Below are 18,984 nucleotides of genomic sequence, written 5' to 3'. Positions count from 1 at the left end.
TATCTTAATAGACGAAGAGATGTTAAAATCTTAATCATTGATTTTAGTCTTTTATACATGAGGTTTAAACCATGTTTTCTGGTATGCCAGCACTTAATCACCAAGAACAGCAAGAAGCAGTTGAAAAAATTCATCAATTGATGGCGGAAGGGATGAGTAGTGGTGAGGCTATTGCATTAGTCGCTCAAGAAATTAGAGAAAAGCACCAAGATAAAGAGCAGATCCATGTTCGTTTTGATGATGAAAATTAATAATTTGTAAACATACTATTAACATCCATGCATAAATCTGATAGATTAATATTAGTTAAGTCATTCTATTTATCAATGAAGACTAGATAATAACCAGAAGATAACGGGTATCTGATAGGCTGAAATAAGCCGCTAAACTAATCAAAAGTCTTTACCTATTAATAGGTATCGGAGGATGGTATGGAAGCGAAACAAAAAATTGCTGTGGTTTTAGGTGCTTGTACGCTGGTTTTTAGCTCTTTTGCGTTAAGCGCAAATAGTGAAGAAGGTAAAGCTGCACCTTTCGTCAGTTGTGGCACGTTAACTGAGCCTCAAATTGCAGCACAAGTGAAAAGCGATTTTATGAATAATCGTTTACCTCGCTGGACAGATGAAAAAGCGGCTTTAGGCAAGAAAGCGGTTGCATGGGTCAATGATAGCGAAGTCACTAAAACCGAAACAGGTTATAGGGTCCCGCTAGTTGTTCGTGGTGCAAAATCTGACTTACATTATTCAGTTGCGGTAGACTGCCAAAATAATACTGTGACATATAATACGTCGAAATAAATTTTTTGATCTTGATAATCAAGGGGTAACCATTCAGGTTATCCCTTTTTTGCATCATTTTTGTGTGTTTGTGGGGCTAGCGATTTCGCGGCTCATAGGGCATACGTGCAAAATTCTGTGATAGTTGGCGGTAGTATACTAGTCGCTCCCTGAAGTATTCCCTTAAGTGTTCAGGTTGTTCTCGCTCAACAGCTTCAGCAATGATGGCAATGTTATAGCGTTCTTTAAATGCAACACCGGAAGCCAAAAGGTCGACATTGACCTTATCCATTTCATCTTTAGGCAATAAAGCAAGATTATGACTCATATTTGATCTCTACGGTTAAATTCATCCCTTATTATTGTAACTGGATAATGAGAAAAAATCTCAATACATTAATTGGAATAATGAAATATAAGGATTAAATTTATCTTTTTATATATTTAGTTATTAAGAAAAACAAGAAAAGATAATGAGATTGATTATTATTGTTTTTAACAAAAGTTATTAATTATCAGTAAATTGTGTTTTTTTGTTTTAAGATTGTTTTAGGGTTTTAATTATTGTAATACTGTGCATAATATACACATCAATGATTAACCGATAAGGCATAAATATGTTAACTACAGACATGGTCAAAAAATTAAACGAACAATTAAACCTTGAATTTTACTCAGCAAACCTTTATTTGCAAATGAGTGCTTGGTGTAGTGACAAAGGCTATGAAGGCGCTGCGGCGTTCTTAAAAGCACACTCGCAAGAAGAAATGGAACATATGCAGCGTTTATTTGATTATCTTAGTGACACAGGTGCACTGCCACTGTTAGGGCAAATTGCTGCGCCACCCGTTGATTTCAAATCAATTAGCGATGTCTTCAACCAAACTTACGAACATGAGCAATTAATCACCCGTGAAATTAATAAATTGGCTCATTTAGCAATGACGACACAAGATTATTCTACATTTAACTTCTTACAATGGTATGTTGCAGAGCAACATGAAGAAGAAAAATTATTTAAATCAGTACTGGATAAACTGGATATGGTGGGTGAGTCTGGTAAGGCACTCTTCTTGTTAGATAAAGACTTGAAAAACCTGTCAGCGGCAACGCATGTTTAATCTAAACACCGCAGATAAATAGAAACATCGTTTTTATTTCAACTTGATATATAAGCTCCCTAGACTTATGGACACGAATACGGTAATTCAATGTTCATAAGTCTTTTTCTTTTCATTTTGTGTGAAAACTCACAGGATAGGGCGATAAAACCCATTTTTAAGCGGTAAAATGGTTTGTTTTCCGTATAATGATTGGCAATTATTCTAAATTCACCTGCAAATTAAGAGGTTACTATGCCAATTAACCCTATTAAATCTTCATGGCGCAAAATCAGCGCAGTTGCCGTTCTTTTTTTAGGAATGTCTTTCCAGCAAGCATTTGCACATGCGCATTTAAAAGACCAGCTTCCAGCTGAAGGTACAGCAGTAGAACAAGCACCTGAGTCCATCACATTAAGCTTTTCTGAAGGTATTGAAGTTAACTTTACTAAAGTCAGCATTATTGGGCCTGAAAATAAAATAGTAAAAACTGGTAAAGCAACGTTAGATCCAACTAACGATACTAAAGTGATTGTTCCTGTGGAAGACAAACTCATTGCGGGAAAATATGACGTTAATTGGAGCGTCGTTTCTGTCGACGGACATAAAACAAAAGGAACGTATAGCTTTGCAGTGAAATAATATGTCACTAGAAGCTTTTTACACACTTATTCGCTTTGTTCATTTTATCGCTGCAATATTGATGTGCGGAATGTCAATATTTGCAGTGTTACTTAGCCGCGGGTCATTTAATTATTTACTAAGCCGCTATTTGAATAAAGGCATTTTCTTCTGCGCTATCGTTACTGTATTAACGACCTTTAGCTGGATGCTTGCGCAAGCAGGTTTGATGGGGGATGGTTGGGAAGATAGTATCGACTGGGCGATATGGCAAGGGGTACTCGGGACGTCATTCGGTCAAATATGGCGTTGGGAGCTTTTGTCATCGGTATTATTACTCTTGGTTTTATTTGTAAAGCCTACCAAATTACGATTAACGTTAATATTAATCTTTTCGGTCATCTTACTTGGTCTGCATGCTTTTATTGGGCACGCAGCGATGCATGATGGCGCAATCGGGGTGCTTCATCGCATTAATCAGTTTGTTCATCTTATTAGTTCGGCCTATTGGTTTGGTGGTCTGTGGCCATTTTTAATTTGCATTCAATTTTTACGCAATAAAAAAGAGATGGCGGAAGGGATGGATAAACACATTGTGAATACCATGATGCGTTTTTCACGTTTGGGCCATATCGCTGTTGCACTGGTTATTATAACGGGTGTCATCAGTGCGGTAATTCTTTTGCCTGGCTGGCCATTAAACTACTCGGGGTCAGAATACCAATCACTACTTTGGCTTAAGATCATTTTAGTGGGTGGAATGCTTTTGTTAGCTATTATCAATCGCTATTACATCGTACCGAACATTAGGCAAAAAGGGCGGGTGAATTACCTAATCATTAACAGTTGGGTTGAGTTATTGCTAGGCACTATGGCGATCCTTTCTGTGGCGATTTTTGCAAGCTACCAACCAATCTAGCGAAACTTTTATATTTAATTGATAATATGCAACGATATATTTAATGTTCAATAAGGTCATTATCATGAAACTTAAACTCATTATTTGCTCTCTATTATTGGGTGGAACTGTGAGTACGGCTTTTTCTGCACCGTTAACATCTGTGAGTAAAAAACAATTTGGTGCTGATTGGCCATTTACTCGTGAGGAGGTCATGTTAGAGTGCCGCCATAATGGGGCTTTGGTCGTCATTAACCCTGCCACATTAATGCAATATCCACTCAATGAAATAGCGACTGAGCTGATGAATAAGAAAGAGATCAAAGCGCAACCAATTGATGTACTCCTTAAGCCTATTGATAGCGCCAAGTCAGTAGAGGAAAGAATATTGCCGATAAAAGAAGCGGCAAAAAAATTGTGTATAGGCAATTAAGTGTATTGCTAATTAAATTATCAGCCTATAAGGGATGTGGAGAATTAGAAAATTATCAATATTATTCAATGCGTTGATTGATTGAAAGGTTTGAGTTATTGCATGTATAGGTTCAACCTAATAAACAAATAGTTCAACTTTAGAAAATTAAGAAATAAATTGTGTTAATAATATGTAAAATTATTGATAATAAACATGGTAAGAACGTGCATTGAAGGCTAGTATTAGAGTGTACTTTGTTACGTCTCAATGGCAATTTTAGCGCACGGCTCTGCCAGAGCCATTTCCCAAGGCCCGGTAATCGGAATCTACCAGGCCTCTTTTTTTGCCTATAATTTTATTCGTTTTCATTTCATATCAGCTTATCAGTTCTTGTCTATTTATATACTTAGCCACTCGCCTAAGCTTACAAACAAAATGATTAAGCTAGTTTCATCACCCAATGATGATTTTCTTTGTCATAACGATCACGGTAGAGTAAGACTGGCTTCTCATCTAAAGTTGCCGGGATACTTGTATGTTCGTCCCATCCATCAAGTTGCATGCAGAAGTCAGTATCAGAATCACACGGAATACTAACGGTATCGCTTTTGTGGGAAGCCATAATCGCATCATTAATTTCATAGGAAGATATTTTCAATTTCACAATACACATAACTGCACCTCACTTTATCCATTTTAACCATATATAATCAGCCCAACGAAGTTAAGCATAGTACAAATGGAATTAATTTCCAAAATAATTTTTATGGTGTGTATTAGGAAAGGGTGCAATATGTGGTTAATATGCACCCTAATAGTGGTTATTTTTTAGGGATAGACGTTCCCCATGCCATGTAATCTTTAGGGGGTTCCAATTTTAGGATGAAATGCTGTTCAGGCTTAGCTTGTGGGGCTAAAGGTACTGACGGCGGGGTTGCGAAGGAGATACCACCACGCACAAACTGTTTGAAAGTTCCGCTTTTAGCAACGCCACCCGTTAAACCAAATGAAAAATTAAAACCGGAGGATTGCCAAAACTCGGTATTGCTGCGAATCAGATATTGGTACTCCTTGCCAATGCGTGTGGCAACATATACACGATCGGAAAGCTCTCCCAAATATAGACCGGTAACAACACCGACCTCTAGGCCTCTAAATAAAATAGGCGTGCCAACTTGAACGGAGCCGACATCACTCGCATCAAGGTAAATAGTTAAACCGTCTAGATAACGTGAGTCTGTAATATTTGCAGCTTGTAACTCAAATTGATAACGGCTTTTATTATTACGTCCCGGTTCTGCGCTAATATAGGGTTGTAATATACTATCTAAATTATTTAAACCCGCGGGCGATAATTCAGGGGTTACAACAGCGAAACGACTTCCTAGTTTGGTAAAAGTGCTGACATATTCAGGGTATAGGATCGCTTTTGCTTGCACTTCACGTTTATCAGATGACAATTTTAATGATTCAACTTGGCCAATATTGATGCCCAAATAACGGATAGGCATGCCTTCTGAGAGTTTTGATGCATCAAATGTTGTTAAGGTAATGATGCTTCCTATCGCTTTAGCTGAGGTTTCATTTGGATAAAGTGTGTGTTGGCGAGCGGTATTGGCGACGCTACCATCAAGGTTATCAAAGCTAATCGCACCGCTAATGGCTCGGCTCAGTGGTGCAGCTTGAACGGTTAAACCGTTACTATTAAGCTGAACTTTTGCGCCACCTTCAGCCCAAAATACACTGTTTTCAGTGAGTAAGTGAAGATATTCATTTGAAATATTTACATTGATCGCAAACCCGGATTTAGTTGGTTTAATGGCAATGATTTTACCGACGGCAAATTGGCGATAAAGAACAACAGAGCCCGCTTGGATATCGGGTAGTGTTGTAGTGTTGAGGGTGATAGTGGTGGGCGGTAAAGCCCCCAAAATACCCGCTTTTGCATTATCATCACTACGATATAAAGGAAACGTTTCAGGGAGTTTTTCTTTGCTTTGTCCTGCAATTAAATGAATGCCGCCATCTAGCCATTCTTGAGGGGTGGCGCCTTGGAATTGCAGTCCATTAAGGCCTAATTGGATATCCATTCGGCTATTTGCGATAAATTTACTATCTTCACGAACAAGGTGCTTGAATTCATCATATATTAAGATACTAAAATTGACTTTCTCAGCTTCTAGGTGACGCTGTAACACTTCACCAATCTGGATACCTTTATAAACAATAGGTTGCTCTTTATCGACACCGTAAGTATCGTGTGCCCAAAGTGTTAGCATAAGGGGAGATTTGCCATCTTGTTCTTCGGTTTTAACGATTTTTTTACTACTTTGTAGAACAAATTTTTGCCCTTCTTCCGCTTGTGGGCTGTTTTGTGGTGAGTCAAAAGCAATGGCGCCATTTATAACGGCAGAAAGGCTTTCCATTTTTAGGCTCGCGCCAGACTTAAGGTCAAAATTGCCTTGAAGCCCTGATACATTCCAAAACTGGCTCTCTTTACGAACCAAATGAACATAAGGTTTTTTTACTACCGCAGAAATGGAAACGCCGTTGTTATCAGGTAAAATAGTGTAGTCCGAAATATAACCAACAGGCACTTTCCGGTAATAAATAGGGGAGTTCTCATTCAATGAGCCTAGATCTGGGGCTGTAAGGTGAATAAGTAACTCACCTTTATCAATATTGAGTTGTGGGGGCGTATCTTGTGCAACAAAAGAGAACTGCTCTGTTCCCGTGCTGGGTAACATGCCAATGTAATTTCCACCAACCAGAGCATCAAGGCCAGAAACGCCAGCCAATGATGCTTTGGGGGTGACTAACCAAAATTTAGTGCCTGAATTTAGGGCCGGCCGCATATCTTTATTCACACTAGCGGTCACAATAATGGTTTTCATATTTTTGCTGATAGCAACGGATTGTACTAAGCCAACTTCTACGCCTTGGTATCGGATAGGTGTTCGGTTGGCGACAACACCAGGCGCAGATGTAAATTCAATCGTGATATCTGTACCTCGTTCAGTCCAATGTTGAAACAAAAGCCAGCCTGCGATAAAAATAGCGACCAAAGGCAATAGCCAGAAAGGCGAAATTTGTTTGCGTTTACGCAATATGGCTTCTGATATTTCCTCAGAGGGTTCATTTTGCGGGTTTTGATTTTCCATAAGAATCCCAAATTAAACGGCTATCTAACCACTCAACAGCCAAAATTGTTAAAATAACGGCTGAACCAAAATACAGAGCGGCAGGCCCCATAGTAAAAGACATCAGCTGATCTCGATTAACAAGTGTCATCATTAAGGCAATGACAAATAAATCCAACATGGACCAACGACCAATCCATGAAACAAACTTGAGTAATTTCATACGTAGAATAGGATCAGTATTGCTTTTCAAATGGATAGAAAATAGTAGCAATATCATGATAATAATCTTAATAAATGGAACTAATATACTGGCGATGAATACAATAATTGCGATTGGCCAGTTACCTGTATCAATTAAAGAAACGACGCCAGAATAGATGGTGTCCTCTAAACGCTGTCCATTGAGATAAAAAATAGAGATTGGCATTAAATTAGCAGGAAATAATAACACCATGGCAGCAATTAGTGCGGCCCAGGTTTTTTGTAAGCTATGAGGTTCCCGAAAATGAAGAGGACGATGGCATCGCCTGCATTTCCCATTCCAATTCGCAGGCCCAGTGTAATGACAGGCAGTACAAGCTAATGTGCTATCTTGAGCTTTTTTATTATTCGTGGGATAAAACTTATGCCATAGCTCATCTAGGTTCATATGGATGAGAATTAATAAGCTGAGAATCGACATGGTAATAAAAGCGACTAAACCATGTCCAATGAATACACTTGCGTAATCTTGCATTTTAATGGCGGCAATACCTAATGCTATCAGGTAAACATCTAACATAACCCACTCTTTGATATGCCCTAGCACTAAAAGGATAGGCCGGAGGTTCAAATTGATGCGCTGACCAATGGATAACAATAAAATTAAAATTGGTAATAACAAGGGGGCGGCAATAGCACAAAAAGCCACTATACTGGCTGTAAATGGGTCCCCCTGTTGGTTAATTAAGTGAATACCTTCAATGACATTTGCGTTGATTTGGCTTCCTAATAAATGAATAGAAATGAGTGGTTGCCAAAATGCAATAGGAGCAAGCATTAATAATGTGACAGCCAATATCGATAAACGGTTAAGTGACCAAGACCGCCCATCATTAAGTTGGCTCTGACAGCGAGGGCAAATAACGACTTGCCGTCTGCTGAATTGAGGAGTTAGTAGTTTCTGATTGCAATGATTACAGCGTTGAAAAAGCAAATCAGTGTGATTAATGTGGCTCATATTGACTCATTTTAGGTGGTTACCTAGATGTAATCTAGTGTAAAAGAATTTACCTCAAAGTGACAAATTGGTAATCTTAGGACTACGCTTACAAATATTTGATTAATTGCTTGATTATTACAAGAAATAATTATGGATAAAAAGAAGTATTATCTTGAACTTTCAGACAATCTCTCTGCTCTACTTGCAGGTGAGTATGATTTAATTGCAACCTTAGCAAATACCAGTGCGTTTTTATATGAATGTTTAGAAGGCGTTAACTGGGCTGGTTTTTATCTCAGTAATGGGCAAGAATTAGTACTGGGGCCTTTCCAAGGTAAGGTTGCGTGTGTGCGGATCCCTTTTGGTAAAGGCGTTTGTGGAACAGCCTTTACCAATAACCAAGTTCAGCGTATAGAAGATGTTCATGCATTCCCAGGTCATATTGCCTGTGATGCAGCTAGTAACGCAGAAATTGTCTTTCCTTTGGTCGTTAATGGGCAAACTATCGGGGTTTTAGATATCGATAGCCCAAATATTAGCCAATTCGACCAAGAGGATGAAAAAGGGTTACTGCACCTTGTAAGCCAGTTGTGTCAACACTTGGCAATGTGTTCTATGCCTAAATATCATTAAATAATGGTCAGTTAAATTAATAGTAACGTGGCAATTGTCAGCAACACGATTATAATGTCGGCTTGTTCATGCCCGTGAGGTTGGCAAAATCGTTGTTATCAGGAAATTTCATGGAAAATCAACCTAAGTTGAATAGTAGTAAAGAAGTTATCGCATTTCTAGCAGAGCGTTTTCCTCGCTGTTTTATCGCTGAAGGCGAAGCACGTCCGTTAAAAGTCGGAATTTTTCAAGATATCGTAGGGTGCTTAAAAGAAGAAGATGGTATTAGTAAAACGCAATTGCGTTCTGCATTACGCATGTATACTTCTAGCTGGCGTTATCTTTACGGTGTTAAAGAGGGCGCCAAACGCGTTGACCTAAACGGTGAAGATTGTGGTGAATTAGACGCAGAACATATTGCTCATGCGCGCCAACAGTTATCTGAGGCTAAAGCTCGTGTTCAAGCACAACGTGCTGAACAAAAAGCACAAAAACGCCCAGTTGCACAAAAAACGGGTGAAAAAACACCGCGTACTCAAAATGCAACTAAAGAAAGAGCGCCTCGCCGCCGTCCAACAGAGAATAAAGAACGTCCGCAAAATACATCAGCTAAAAACCCTCGCCGTAATACACCAGCTCCAGAGCAAAACCTGAAATCAGTGACTGACATCAACGCACTACAGATTGGCCAAACTTTGAAAGTGAAAGTGGGCACTAGTGTGATGGACGCTTCTGTGCTGGAAATTGCAAAAGATGGTGTCAGGGTTCAATTGCCAACAGGGCTGGCAATGATTGTACGCGCGGAACATTTAAAGTTCTGATACGGAGGTCAATCAGGTCATGAACAAACTTCTTAAAATTGCACTGGTGGTAAGTCTAGCAACTTTCGGCAGTGCGGTCGCTAATACTCAAGCAGTGGCTCCGGTCACTGCGGCTCAGTTACCTGTCTTAAAACAGAGTGTACAACACGGCACTGTGAGTGAAAGAGTCACATCTCGGTTCACTCGCTCACATTATCGTCAATTTGATTTAGACAATGCGTTTTCTGGGAAGATATTTGACCGTTATCTTAATATGCTAGATTTTGGTCATAATGTTTTACTCCAATCTGATATTGAGCAATACGCCAAAGATAAAGGCAAAGTCGGTCAGTGGCTTGAGGATGGCAAATTAGATACGTTTTATGACCTGTATAACCTGTCACAGGAAAGGCGTTTCGAGCGTTTTAAATATGCATTGGCTCGTTTAGAGCAACCTATCGATTTAAATGCGACTGATTCAATTGAAGTTGACCGTTCTAAATCACCGTGGCCCAAAGACAAGCAAGAACTTGATCGTCTTTGGGACCAAAAAGTGCGTTATGACTGGTTGAATTTAAAACTTTCAGGGAAAGATGATAAAGAAATCAAAGAGAAACTGACAAAACGTTATAACTTTGCGTTAAGGCGTTTAACGCAAGCGCAAAGTGAAGATGTGTTTCAATTGATCGTTAACTCTTTCGCCCGTGAAATCGATCCGCACACAAGTTATTTATCACCTCGTAATACTGAACAATTCAATTCAGAAATGAGTTTATCATTAGAAGGAATTGGTGCGGTATTACAGCAAGATGACGAAAATACGGTTATTAACTCGTTAGTTGCTGGAGGCCCAGCAGCTAAAAGTAAAGAGCTAAAAGTCGGTGATAAAATTATCGGTGTAGGTCAAACAGGTAAGCCGATTGTTGATGTGGTTGGTTGGCGCCTTGATGATGTGGTTGCTTTAATCAAAGGGCCGAAAGGAAGCAAAGTTCGGTTAGAAGTCGTTTCTGATACTAAAGGGGCGAAGCCACATATTGTCACGATAGTTCGGGAGCAGATCCGGTTAGAAGACCGAGCGGTTAAGTTGACGATTAAGCAGCAAGGTAAAGATAAAGTCGCTGTTTTAGATATTCCTGGTTTTTATGTCGGTTTAACGAATGATGTTAAAACACAATTGCAAAACTTGGCAAAAGATAATGTTTCGGCATTGGTTATTGACTTACGTGGTAATGGTGGTGGTGCATTAACTGAAGCCGTTGCGTTATCCGGCCTGTTTATTCCGAAAGGACCAATTGTTCAAGTTCGTGATAATAACGGTCAAGTTCGCCAAGATATCGATGATGACGATGTTATTTACTATAAAGGTCCTCTCGTTGTTTTAGTCGATCGTTTTAGTGCATCTGCATCTGAAATTTTTGCAGCGGCAATGCAAGATTACGGTAGGGCGATGATTGTGGGCGAGCCGACTTTTGGTAAAGGTACCGTTCAGCAGCACCGTAGTCTGAGCCGTGTTTACGATCAAATGCTAAAACCAGAATGGCCTTCATTAGGTTCTGTCCAGTATACCATTCAGAAGTTTTACCGGGTTAATGGCGGTAGTACACAACGTGAAGGGGTAACCCCTGATGTGGTGATGCCTACAGGCCAAGATCCAGCTGAAACAGGTGAAAGCTTTGAGGATAATGCATTGCCATGGGATAGCATCCCACCGGCAAAATATACGCCTGTTGGTGATGTTGCTTCTGATTTATCACCAATAAAAACGCAACATTTGGCGCGTATTAGCAAAGATCCTGAATTCAACTATATTGATGAAGATATTGCGCGCTATAAAGTTAACAAAGAGAGTAAGAATCTTATTTCACTCAACTATGCTGAGCGACAAAAAGAAGATTCAGAAATTGAAGCGACAAAATTGAAACGTATAAATGAACGTAATACTCGAGAAGGTAAACCATTACTGAAATCAATTGATGATTTACCTAAAGATTACGAAGGGCCGGATCCATACCTCGATGAAACGGTGAAAATGGCAGTCGATTTGGCTAACCAACACACTAAGTTATTATCAAATAATAAATAATTTTCTCTTATTATTTTTCGAATTAAGCCAGCGCCTAAGCTGGCTTAATTTTTTGAGTCATTACAGTACCGATTTAATACATATCTTAAACGAAAAACGCAATATCAACTTATTGTGAATTTGGTGTTTTTAATAAGTAATGTCTAAATTTATGCGGTTTTATACTTTAGTTATTTTATTTTTTAAAATAACTAACTCAAGTTAATAATTATTTATAGGCTTCTTTACCTTTACTTAATTTATCCTAAACTTTGGTATAGTTTCCTTATCAACGAGGCAATATCATGCGTAAATTATTTATAGGATTAATGGCTGTTAGTGTAATGATGGTTGCATCTATTAATACAGCGAATGCAAGAAATTACCCATGTTCTGGAAGTAAAGGTGGAATTGACCGTTGTGACGGGGAGAAGTTTATCTGTAATGACGGGGCAACTAGCCGCTCAGAGCAAGTGTGTACGAGAGAATTAAAAAATGATATTAACAGTAAAGCAAAAGCGGCTGGGGCAGTGATTGGCACAGGTGCAGTCAAGCAATCGAGTAAGTCATCGGTTTCTGATTCAATAAAAAATACGAGTGACAAAGCCAGTAAAACCGTTTCTGATAAAGTAGACAAGGCCAGTGACAAAGCATCTGGCAGAGCTAAGACAGTAAAAGAGAAGGCGAGCAAAGCTGCGGATAAAGAAGTTAAAGACGTAAAAGATAAAGTTAGCAAAGAGGCAGATAAAGGCTCCGCAAAAGCGGTGAAAGAGAAAGCATCTAAAGCTGCAGATAAAGAGTCAGCAAAAGCCGCGAAAGAGAAAGCGTCTAAAGCTGCGGATAAAGAGTCAGCAAAAGCGGTGAAAGAGAAAGCGTCTAAAGCTGCGGATAAAGAGTCAGCAAAAGCGGTGAAAGAGAAAGCATCTAAAGCTGCGGATAAAGGGTCAGCTAAAACAGTAAAAGAACAAACAACAAGATCAACTAAAGAGAAAACTAATTAGTCCGAAAATAAAACAGCAAAATAGTGCCACTTAATGTGGCATTATTTTTTAATAAAATGAAAGTAAAATTGAATATTCATTCGTTTGGTGAACAAAGTAAGTGATAAGATAGATAAATACACCAAATTGTTTTTGGTAATTGACGAGTTAGCTTTATCGTTTCAATAAAAAATAACTTTAAATTTAAATGGTTATAAAATGAGCCTGTAAAAACAAGTGGTTAAAATTTTTCCTATAAAAAGTAATTATTTATTTAGCGTATATGAATGAGTTTTGCATGTGGCTATGTAAAGTTATGTTATTTTTTAGGGTTTTCGCGTTAATACACTTGAAATAGTGTGAAAAAACCTTATTTATAAAGTAAATTCTACGTATATTTGTTTTTACCAAGGAATACATAAAAAATGATGAGAATTGCTTTATTCTTACTCACAAACCTGGCTGTTATGTTTGTGTTTGGGATAATCCTAAGTTTAACTGGGATCAGAGGGAGTAGTGTTCAAGGCCTTATGATTATGGCGGGTCTGTTTGGGTTTGGTGGTGCTTTCATATCACTCTTAATGTCCAAATGGATGGCCCTGAAATCAGTGGGCGGTGAAGTTATCGAAACTCCACGGAACCAAACCGAACAGTGGTTAGTATCAACCGTTGCGCGCCAAGCACAACAAGTGGGTATTCAGATGCCACAAGTGGCTATTTATCATGCCCCAGATATCAATGCGTTTGCTACGGGCGCACGCCGTGATGCTTCACTTGTTGCGGTGAGTACTGGGTTATTAGAAAATATGAGCCGCGATGAAGCGGAAGCGGTCATCGCTCATGAAATTAGCCATATCGCAAATGGTGACATGGTCACGATGACCTTATTGCAAGGTGTGGTGAATACGTTCGTTATTTTTATTTCTCGTATTATTGCACAGGTTGCGGCAGGTTTTATGTCCAACAGTGATAACGAAAGTGAAAGTAGCAATGGTAACCCAATGGTCTATTTTGCGGTTTCCATGGTACTTGAAATCGTCTTCGGTATTTTGGCAAGCATCATTACGATGTGGTTCTCTCGTTACCGTGAGTTCCATGCGGACGCAGGTTCTGCAAAATTAGTCGGTCGTGAAAAGATGATAGCGGCATTGCAACGGTTAAAAACCAGCTATGAGCCACAAGAAGAAGGCCGTTTAATGGCGTTTTGCATCAATGGTCGTGGTAAAGCATTCAGTGAATTATTTTTATCACACCCACCATTAGACAAGCGCATTGAAGCATTACGTTCAGGTCAATATTTAAAGTAGCCTAAATAATTATCTAAAGTGCGTCTTATGTAGACAATGGTTTTAGTATCTGCCCAGTAATTGTTTAATTACTGGGCATTTTTATTGATGCAGGATGCACACATATCCCTTCCCAAATACCCATTCATATTCAACTAACTCAATTTTAATGACGGCTCGCAATTAATTGTATTTATAACTGCAATCGATAAATCACAAGTGAGCTTACTCACAATCTTTTATTTTAAATGATGAATTATTGAAATTTTGTTCGCTTTTATTTTACTTTTAATCTTTATTAGATTGATAAGGAATTGTTATAAATTTTATTTGTATGTTAATTAATGTGAGTTGATTGGGGGTAGGATGGATTTGATAACGACGTGGTTAAGTGAACTAAATGGTGTGGTGTGGGGAGTACCAATGCTTGTTGGGATCTTAGGCGTTGGTATTTATATGCAAATTCGACTTGCATTCCTACCGATAAGGAAAATTGGAACAGGTTTTAAGTTATTGTTTCAAAAGAATGAATCACGAGGTGAGGGACAAATATCACCTTTTAATGCATTAATGACTGCGTTATCGGCAACGATTGGTACGGGGAATATTGCCGGGGTTGCAACTGCGGTTGTCATGGGAGGACCTGGCGCGTTGTTTTGGATGTGGATGACGGCATTGGTGGGGATGGCAACAAAATACTCTGAGGCGGTGTTAGCTGTCCGTTTTCGTGAAGTCGATAAATATGGCCAGTATATTGGTGGCCCAATGTACTATATTAAAAATGGATTAGGCCCTAAATGGATTTGGCTGGGAACACTGTTTGCCTTCTTCGGTGCATGTGCCAGTTTTGGTATCGGCAATACGGTACAAGCGAACTCAGTGGCTGATGTACTAGAAAGTAACTTTGGTGTGCATAAATGGTTGACCGCAGGGGCTTTAGTTTTATTAGTTGGTGCGGTATTGATTGGTGGGCTGCGACGTATTTCTGATGTTGCAGGAAAACTTGTCCCATTTATGACTGTTGCCTATTTTGGCGCAGGCATCATTGTGCTTGGTATTTATTTTACTGAGATCCCTGCGGCACTTTCTTTGGTTGTTACCTCGGCTTTTAACCCTGTTGCTGCTCAAGGTGGGTTTGCGGGTGCGGCTGTATGGGCTGCAATACGTTTTGGGGTTGCGCGAGGCGTGTTTTCCAATGAAGCGGGTTTGGGAAGTGCACCTATCGCCCACGCTGCTGCAAAAACACAAAATCCTATTCGCCAAGGGCTTATTGCGATGTTAGGGACATTCATTGACACTATCATTGTATGTTCTGTCACGGGATTAACCATCATTATTACTGGTGGTTGGCTGACCAGTGAAACTGGCGCGACATTAACTGCATCATCATTCCAAACAGCCATTCCTGGTGGAAATTACATTGTTGCTATTGCATTAGCCGTATTTGCATTTACTACCATTTTAGGGTGGAGTTTCTATGGTGAAAAATGTGTGCAATATTTATTTGGATTGCGAGCAATAAAGCCGTACCGAGTTTTATGGTTGATAGCTTTACCAGTTGGGGCAACGCAATCGCTTGATTTTGTTTGGTTATTGGCGGATACACTAAATGCAATGATGGCGATCCCTAATTTGATTGCTCTGTTACTTTTAAGCCCTGTTGTTTACCGGTTAACACGTGACCATATAAAAGATGTGAACGCAGATAGCATTGATATGGCAAAACAGTTGTACGACAATAAATCATAATTGATTGGCAATAAGCTTCATTTTAATGATGAAGCTTATTGTTTCTTCAATATCCCCCTCTTATTCATAAAGCTTATCGATGGGTAATATATAAATCATCTATTTTTATCAGTAAAATTACGGAATGGCGTTAAATGCGCTATGCTTAGAAGAGAAGTTGTAAACCATGCGTATTTTATAAATTAAACAAGGGGATAGAATGGATATTCTGGAGAAAACGTTATTGTTTGGTAATGATTTTTTGACAACGACAAACCCCGCTAGGTTAGTTCCATTTAAATTTGAGATTTATCATTCTGAGCAAGGTTTTTACCATCGGGTATATAAGCAAGTTGGCATATCAGGGGCTAACTTAGGGCAAACATTTCAAATGTGGGCTTTCGAAGAGCAGAAAAGCTGGGACAAACAAACCGCGGATACGACTGTTGATGAATATATTCAGCATTGCCAAGATATTTATAAGCGGAATAATGCATAAGTTGTAGAAAAAAAAGCCCCCTTCATAGGATTCTGAAGGGGGAGCTAAATGAATAAAGAATGGTTTAATTCATGAATAAAGATAGATGATTTTCATGATTAAAACTTAGTTATTTGTGCAGTTTAAACCACGCAATAGTATATATATCCTTAAAATAGCATTTATCGCTAAATAATCTATTGGCGATAGCCTGTTTTTATTTGTTCTAACGTGTTTTTATAGGTTTCTGCCTGTTTTTCGTCTTCCATCTGTGCAATTTCACGTTGCATCTTGATTAAAATTTTACCTGCATCAGCCTGACCAATAGCTTTTAGCATATGCGTCAGCAAATTTTTTAGACAAGTAACTTCATCCGCTAAAGTATTAACGTTAGGTTCAGTAGGAAAATGGGTTTTCATTAAAAAGGTCCTTTAATCATAAAAAAATAATAGCAAGATTGTAGCATAGAAAGTAATACTATGTGTTTTCAGATAACTGAATGTTATAAATATTCAGATTAATGAGTTAAATTTGAACGAACAATTAAATAGCATGTAGGAGGGAGAGCGCCTCTAGGCTCGCTGTTTTTCTTACCGGTAAGTGGAAAGGAGCCTTTATGAGTAATGAAAAATTGTGATACAATTCACAAAAAGATTTATTGGCAACCAAAGTTGCTCAGTAACGTCTCAATCCTGTACTAAATACCAATGTCTTTTCGCAGCAATTTTTATACCCAATTAGGTGATTGGTATCTATTATTTGTGGGAAAGTGAAGGCTAAAAGAAATATGACGCAAGTTTCTAGAAAAACAGCTTGGATCCGTGTAATAGCATTAGCGGTTGCTGCATTTGTTTTTAACACAACAGAGTTTGTGCCTGTTGCATTACTCAGTGATATTGCAAAAAGCTTTGATATGACGGTCGCACATACTGGTTTGATGATAACAATCTACGCGTGGGTTGTGGCTTTGATGTCGCTACCTCTAATGTTATTAACCAGTAAAATAGAGCGTCGTAAATTATTAGGCTTCTTATTTGTTATCTTTATTATTAGCCATATTATTTCTGGTTTTGCATGGAGTTTTGATATTTTAATTGCAGGACGTATTGGTGTGGCTTTATCTCATGCGGTATTTTGGTCAATTACGGCATCGTTGGCTATTCGGGTTGCTCCCGCAGGTAAAAAAGCTCAAGCGCTTGGATTATTAGCGACGGGGACTGCATTAGCGACAGTATTGGGTCTTCCCCTTGGCAGAGTGGTGGGGCAATTCTTGGGTTGGCGAGCGACATTTTTAGGTATCGGTGTTATTGCATTGTTCACTATGGTTGTGTTGATCCGTTTTTTACCTCGTTTACCAAGTGAACATTCTGGCTCGCTAAAAAGTTTGCCTATGTTATTTCAACGACCGGCACTCGTTGGCATGTTTGCATTAACAGTGTTAGCAGTGACGGCGCACTTTACGGCTTACAGTTATATTGAGCCTTTTGTTCGAGAGGTTGCATTACAGAGCCAAAACTTTGCCACTTTACTCCTGCTAATTTTTGGTGGAGCCGGTATTGTTGGTAGCGTCATATTTAGCCGCTATAGCAGCAAATTTTCATTATCTTTTTTACCCGCAGCAATCGCATTTATGACGATTTGCTTATTATTGCTGATGCCATTAGGTAGAGATGTTTGGTCTTTGGTGATGTTATCCGTATTCTGGGGAATGGCAATGATGTGCATTGGTTTAGGAATGCAAGTTAAGGTGATTGATTTATCTCCAGATGCCACCGACTTGGCAATGTCAATTTTTTCTGGAATTTTCAACATTGGTATTGGCGCTGGAGCACTGTTAGGTAATCAAGTTATTGTCCATATGGGGATGACCCAGATTGGTTATATTGGTGGTGTGATTGGTCTTATCGCCTTCGCGTTATGTGTCTATTTGTTCAAGCGTTATAGTGTTACCCTCAGCGATAAAACAGGTACCGCTGTAAATCAGTAACTTGCATTTTCATTATGATGTAAAGATAAAAAGCTCTGTGTTATTTTAATGATAAACAGAGCTTTTTTGTTGTTATCTAAGTAACGCATTCTAATAATAAGGAAAGACAATGAAGGGTCTAGGTTTTTTATTGATGTCTATTATTGCTGAAGTCATTGCAACGACCACATTAAAAGCATCTGATGGTTTTAGTCGTTTTTGGCCGTCTTTGATTGTTATTATTGGTTATGCAGTTTCTTTTTGGGGGCTTTCACAGGTAGTAAAAACCATGCCATTAGGGATTGCTTATGCAATTTGGTCAGGTTTGGGAATTGTGCTGGTTTCCATCGCTGCAATTTATATTTACAACCAAAAACTCGATTTACCTGCAATTATTGGTATGCTATTAATTATTGTTGGTGTGTTAGTCATCAATTTATTTTCAAAAAGTGGTGGGCACTAAATCGTTGGTGCAGAATATTCAGGCAGCATGATTGGAGAAACAAGGAATGAGGCATCGGATGAGTCAATTTTTAAAACCCGTAATAGCAATATCACTCACTGGGTTTATATCTGTCATGTTATCTGCGTGTGGTAGCTCAAACGTAGATAAATCTGTGGAACATTCTGCGAGTCAGTACGCCAAGCAAGTAGTCAATTTAGGGCCAGGTGCGCAAGAAGCTTGCATGTCAGCGGGAGGCTTGCCTGCACTGACATTAGAATTAAATGGCTCACAAACTGCAGTATGTCAATTTGCGAATGGTAAGCGTTGCGCTGTTGACATTATACAATCGGGTTCTTGTATATAATTTTATTATAAAGTTAATTAATCTTTTATTAATTATTAATATAAGATTAATTAACTCTCTATATTCCTTTGGTTGTAATCTATTTTAATACCCCGAATTATTTTTGTTT

General features: G+C 38.7%; 21 protein-coding genes. 16 read left to right on the top strand and 5 right to left on the bottom strand.

What is annotated here, in order from left to right:
* The first annotated feature begins 71 nt into the window (after positions 1 to 71).
* Positions 72 to 251, top strand: coding sequence for a YoaH family protein (locus M1E86_RS10350; RefSeq protein ID WP_213912655.1), 180 nt, complete (start codon positions 72 to 74; stop codon positions 249 to 251).
* Positions 252 to 431: 180 nt separating this feature from the next.
* Positions 432 to 797 (top strand): protein YebF, encoded by a 366-nt coding sequence (gene yebF / locus M1E86_RS10345; RefSeq protein ID WP_213912656.1) that lies wholly within the window; start codon positions 432 to 434, stop codon positions 795 to 797.
* A gap of 76 nt (positions 798 to 873) precedes the next feature.
* Here the strand turns inward: yebF and M1E86_RS10340 are convergent, their stop codons facing one another.
* Positions 874 to 1,104, bottom strand: coding sequence for a DNA polymerase III subunit theta (locus M1E86_RS10340; RefSeq protein WP_004253885.1), 231 nt, complete (start codon positions 1,102 to 1,104; stop codon positions 874 to 876).
* A gap of 289 nt (positions 1,105 to 1,393) precedes the next feature.
* Between M1E86_RS10340 and ftnA the strand changes: the two genes are divergently transcribed.
* The 4 genes from ftnA to M1E86_RS10320 all read left to right on the top strand — a co-directional run bounded on the left by ftnA (position 1,394) and on the right by M1E86_RS10320 (position 3,828).
* On the top strand, positions 1,394 to 1,897 hold the full coding sequence (ftnA, locus tag M1E86_RS10335) for a non-heme ferritin (RefSeq protein WP_102138686.1): 504 nt from the start codon (positions 1,394 to 1,396) through the stop codon (positions 1,895 to 1,897).
* A 234-nt stretch (positions 1,898 to 2,131) separates the two neighbouring features.
* Entirely contained in the window at positions 2,132 to 2,518 is a 387-nt protein-coding gene (gene copC, locus M1E86_RS10330) for a copper homeostasis periplasmic binding protein CopC (protein ID WP_125893002.1), read from the top strand.
* A 1-nt stretch (position 2,519) separates the two neighbouring features.
* Entirely contained in the window at positions 2,520 to 3,416 is an 897-nt protein-coding gene (gene copD, locus M1E86_RS10325; protein ID WP_213912657.1) for a copper homeostasis membrane protein CopD, read from the top strand.
* Positions 3,417 to 3,480: 64 nt separating this feature from the next.
* The gene (locus M1E86_RS10320; RefSeq protein WP_125893006.1) at positions 3,481 to 3,828 is read left to right on the top strand and encodes a DUF2511 domain-containing protein; all 348 of its coding nucleotides are present in this window, start codon (positions 3,481 to 3,483) and stop codon (positions 3,826 to 3,828) included.
* 421 nt (positions 3,829 to 4,249) lie between these two features.
* Here M1E86_RS10320 and M1E86_RS10315 read toward each other — a convergent pair whose 3' ends face one another.
* The 3 genes from M1E86_RS10315 to yebS form a co-directional block, all read right to left on the bottom strand.
* The gene (locus tag M1E86_RS10315) at positions 4,250 to 4,483 is read right to left on the bottom strand and encodes a DUF1480 family protein (RefSeq protein ID WP_102138682.1); all 234 of its coding nucleotides are present in this window, start codon (positions 4,481 to 4,483) and stop codon (positions 4,250 to 4,252) included.
* Positions 4,484 to 4,631: 148 nt separating this feature from the next.
* Positions 4,632 to 6,971 (bottom strand): MlaD family protein, encoded by a 2,340-nt coding sequence (locus tag M1E86_RS10310; RefSeq protein ID WP_213912658.1) that lies wholly within the window; start codon positions 6,969 to 6,971, stop codon positions 4,632 to 4,634.
* A complete protein-coding gene (gene yebS, locus M1E86_RS10305; protein WP_213912659.1) occupies positions 6,946 to 8,172 on the bottom strand; it encodes a PqiA/YebS family transporter subunit in 1,227 nt (408 codons plus the stop codon). Before yebS ends, M1E86_RS10310 begins: the two co-directional genes overlap by 26 nt.
* 132 nt (positions 8,173 to 8,304) lie before the next feature.
* On the opposite strand from yebS, the gene M1E86_RS10300 reads away from it, so the two are divergent.
* The 7 genes from M1E86_RS10300 to M1E86_RS10270 all read left to right on the top strand — a co-directional run bounded on the left by M1E86_RS10300 (position 8,305) and on the right by M1E86_RS10270 (position 16,121).
* Positions 8,305 to 8,787, top strand: a complete 483-nt coding sequence (locus M1E86_RS10300) for a GAF domain-containing protein (RefSeq protein ID WP_213912660.1) — start codon at positions 8,305 to 8,307, stop codon at positions 8,785 to 8,787.
* Between the two features lie 110 nt (positions 8,788 to 8,897).
* Positions 8,898 to 9,587, top strand: coding sequence for an RNA chaperone ProQ (gene proQ, locus M1E86_RS10295; RefSeq protein WP_125893014.1), 690 nt, complete (start codon positions 8,898 to 8,900; stop codon positions 9,585 to 9,587).
* A 19-nt stretch (positions 9,588 to 9,606) separates the two neighbouring features.
* The gene (gene prc / locus M1E86_RS10290) at positions 9,607 to 11,649 is read left to right on the top strand and encodes a carboxy terminal-processing peptidase (protein ID WP_125893016.1); all 2,043 of its coding nucleotides are present in this window, start codon (positions 9,607 to 9,609) and stop codon (positions 11,647 to 11,649) included.
* A gap of 284 nt (positions 11,650 to 11,933) precedes the next feature.
* A complete protein-coding gene (locus M1E86_RS10285; protein WP_426099079.1) occupies positions 11,934 to 12,629 on the top strand; it encodes a cell envelope biogenesis protein TolA in 696 nt (231 codons plus the stop codon).
* A 404-nt stretch (positions 12,630 to 13,033) separates the two neighbouring features.
* Positions 13,034 to 13,915 (top strand): protease HtpX, encoded by an 882-nt coding sequence (gene htpX / locus M1E86_RS10280; protein WP_125893020.1) that lies wholly within the window; start codon positions 13,034 to 13,036, stop codon positions 13,913 to 13,915.
* A 345-nt stretch (positions 13,916 to 14,260) separates the two neighbouring features.
* Complete coding sequence (locus M1E86_RS10275; RefSeq protein ID WP_125893022.1) at positions 14,261 to 15,643, top strand: alanine/glycine:cation symporter family protein; 1,383 nt, start codon at positions 14,261 to 14,263, stop codon at positions 15,641 to 15,643.
* A 199-nt stretch (positions 15,644 to 15,842) separates the two neighbouring features.
* Complete coding sequence (locus tag M1E86_RS10270) at positions 15,843 to 16,121, top strand: hypothetical protein (RefSeq protein WP_213912662.1); 279 nt, start codon at positions 15,843 to 15,845, stop codon at positions 16,119 to 16,121.
* A 176-nt stretch (positions 16,122 to 16,297) separates the two neighbouring features.
* Here M1E86_RS10270 and M1E86_RS10265 read toward each other — a convergent pair whose 3' ends face one another.
* Entirely contained in the window at positions 16,298 to 16,519 is a 222-nt protein-coding gene (locus tag M1E86_RS10265; protein WP_125893026.1) for a DUF2594 family protein, read from the bottom strand.
* Positions 16,520 to 16,887: 368 nt separating this feature from the next.
* On the opposite strand from M1E86_RS10265, the gene M1E86_RS10260 reads away from it, so the two are divergent.
* From M1E86_RS10260 to M1E86_RS10250, 3 genes are all read left to right on the top strand, one after another.
* The gene (locus M1E86_RS10260) at positions 16,888 to 18,087 is read left to right on the top strand and encodes a sugar transporter (protein ID WP_125893028.1); all 1,200 of its coding nucleotides are present in this window, start codon (positions 16,888 to 16,890) and stop codon (positions 18,085 to 18,087) included.
* Between the two features lie 109 nt (positions 18,088 to 18,196).
* Positions 18,197 to 18,529, top strand: a complete 333-nt coding sequence (locus tag M1E86_RS10255; protein ID WP_125893030.1) for a DMT family transporter — start codon at positions 18,197 to 18,199, stop codon at positions 18,527 to 18,529.
* A 58-nt stretch (positions 18,530 to 18,587) separates the two neighbouring features.
* Complete coding sequence (locus M1E86_RS10250) at positions 18,588 to 18,875, top strand: DUF333 domain-containing protein (RefSeq protein WP_319862399.1); 288 nt, start codon at positions 18,588 to 18,590, stop codon at positions 18,873 to 18,875.
* Positions 18,876 to 18,984: the final 109 nt, after the last annotated feature.

This window comes from Providencia sp. PROV200, from assembly GCF_049901995.1.
Taxonomy (GTDB): domain Bacteria; phylum Pseudomonadota; class Gammaproteobacteria; order Enterobacterales; family Enterobacteriaceae; genus Providencia; species Providencia rettgeri_E.
Note: the sequence above shows the minus strand (reverse complement) of the source record. Positions and strands in the feature narration are given on the sequence as shown.

Coding starts and splice junctions, on each gene's coding strand:
- M1E86_RS10270 (WP_213912662.1), top strand. CDS start 15,843: ATGGATATTCTGGAGAAAACGTTATTGTTTGGTAATGATTTTTTGACA.
- prc (WP_125893016.1), top strand. CDS start 9,607: ATGAACAAACTTCTTAAAATTGCACTGGTGGTAAGTCTAGCAACTTTC.
- M1E86_RS10315 (WP_102138682.1), bottom strand. CDS start 4,483: ATGTGTATTGTGAAATTGAAAATATCTTCCTATGAAATTAATGATGCG.
- M1E86_RS10320 (WP_125893006.1), top strand. CDS start 3,481: ATGAAACTTAAACTCATTATTTGCTCTCTATTATTGGGTGGAACTGTG.
- M1E86_RS10310 (WP_213912658.1), bottom strand. CDS start 6,971: ATGGAAAATCAAAACCCGCAAAATGAACCCTCTGAGGAAATATCAGAA.
- yebS (WP_213912659.1), bottom strand. CDS start 8,172: ATGAGCCACATTAATCACACTGATTTGCTTTTTCAACGCTGTAATCAT.
- htpX (WP_125893020.1), top strand. CDS start 13,034: ATGATGAGAATTGCTTTATTCTTACTCACAAACCTGGCTGTTATGTTT.
- proQ (WP_125893014.1), top strand. CDS start 8,898: ATGGAAAATCAACCTAAGTTGAATAGTAGTAAAGAAGTTATCGCATTT.
- M1E86_RS10275 (WP_125893022.1), top strand. CDS start 14,261: ATGGATTTGATAACGACGTGGTTAAGTGAACTAAATGGTGTGGTGTGG.
- M1E86_RS10350 (WP_213912655.1), top strand. CDS start 72: ATGTTTTCTGGTATGCCAGCACTTAATCACCAAGAACAGCAAGAAGCA.
- ftnA (WP_102138686.1), top strand. CDS start 1,394: ATGTTAACTACAGACATGGTCAAAAAATTAAACGAACAATTAAACCTT.
- M1E86_RS10285 (WP_426099079.1), top strand. CDS start 11,934: ATGCGTAAATTATTTATAGGATTAATGGCTGTTAGTGTAATGATGGTT.
- M1E86_RS10300 (WP_213912660.1), top strand. CDS start 8,305: ATGGATAAAAAGAAGTATTATCTTGAACTTTCAGACAATCTCTCTGCT.
- M1E86_RS10265 (WP_125893026.1), bottom strand. CDS start 16,519: ATGAAAACCCATTTTCCTACTGAACCTAACGTTAATACTTTAGCGGAT.
- M1E86_RS10250 (WP_319862399.1), top strand. CDS start 18,588: ATGAGTCAATTTTTAAAACCCGTAATAGCAATATCACTCACTGGGTTT.
- M1E86_RS10260 (WP_125893028.1), top strand. CDS start 16,888: ATGACGCAAGTTTCTAGAAAAACAGCTTGGATCCGTGTAATAGCATTA.
- M1E86_RS10340 (WP_004253885.1), bottom strand. CDS start 1,104: ATGAGTCATAATCTTGCTTTATTGCCTAAAGATGAAATGGATAAGGTC.
- copD (WP_213912657.1), top strand. CDS start 2,520: ATGTCACTAGAAGCTTTTTACACACTTATTCGCTTTGTTCATTTTATC.
- M1E86_RS10255 (WP_125893030.1), top strand. CDS start 18,197: ATGAAGGGTCTAGGTTTTTTATTGATGTCTATTATTGCTGAAGTCATT.
- yebF (WP_213912656.1), top strand. CDS start 432: ATGGAAGCGAAACAAAAAATTGCTGTGGTTTTAGGTGCTTGTACGCTG.
- copC (WP_125893002.1), top strand. CDS start 2,132: ATGCCAATTAACCCTATTAAATCTTCATGGCGCAAAATCAGCGCAGTT.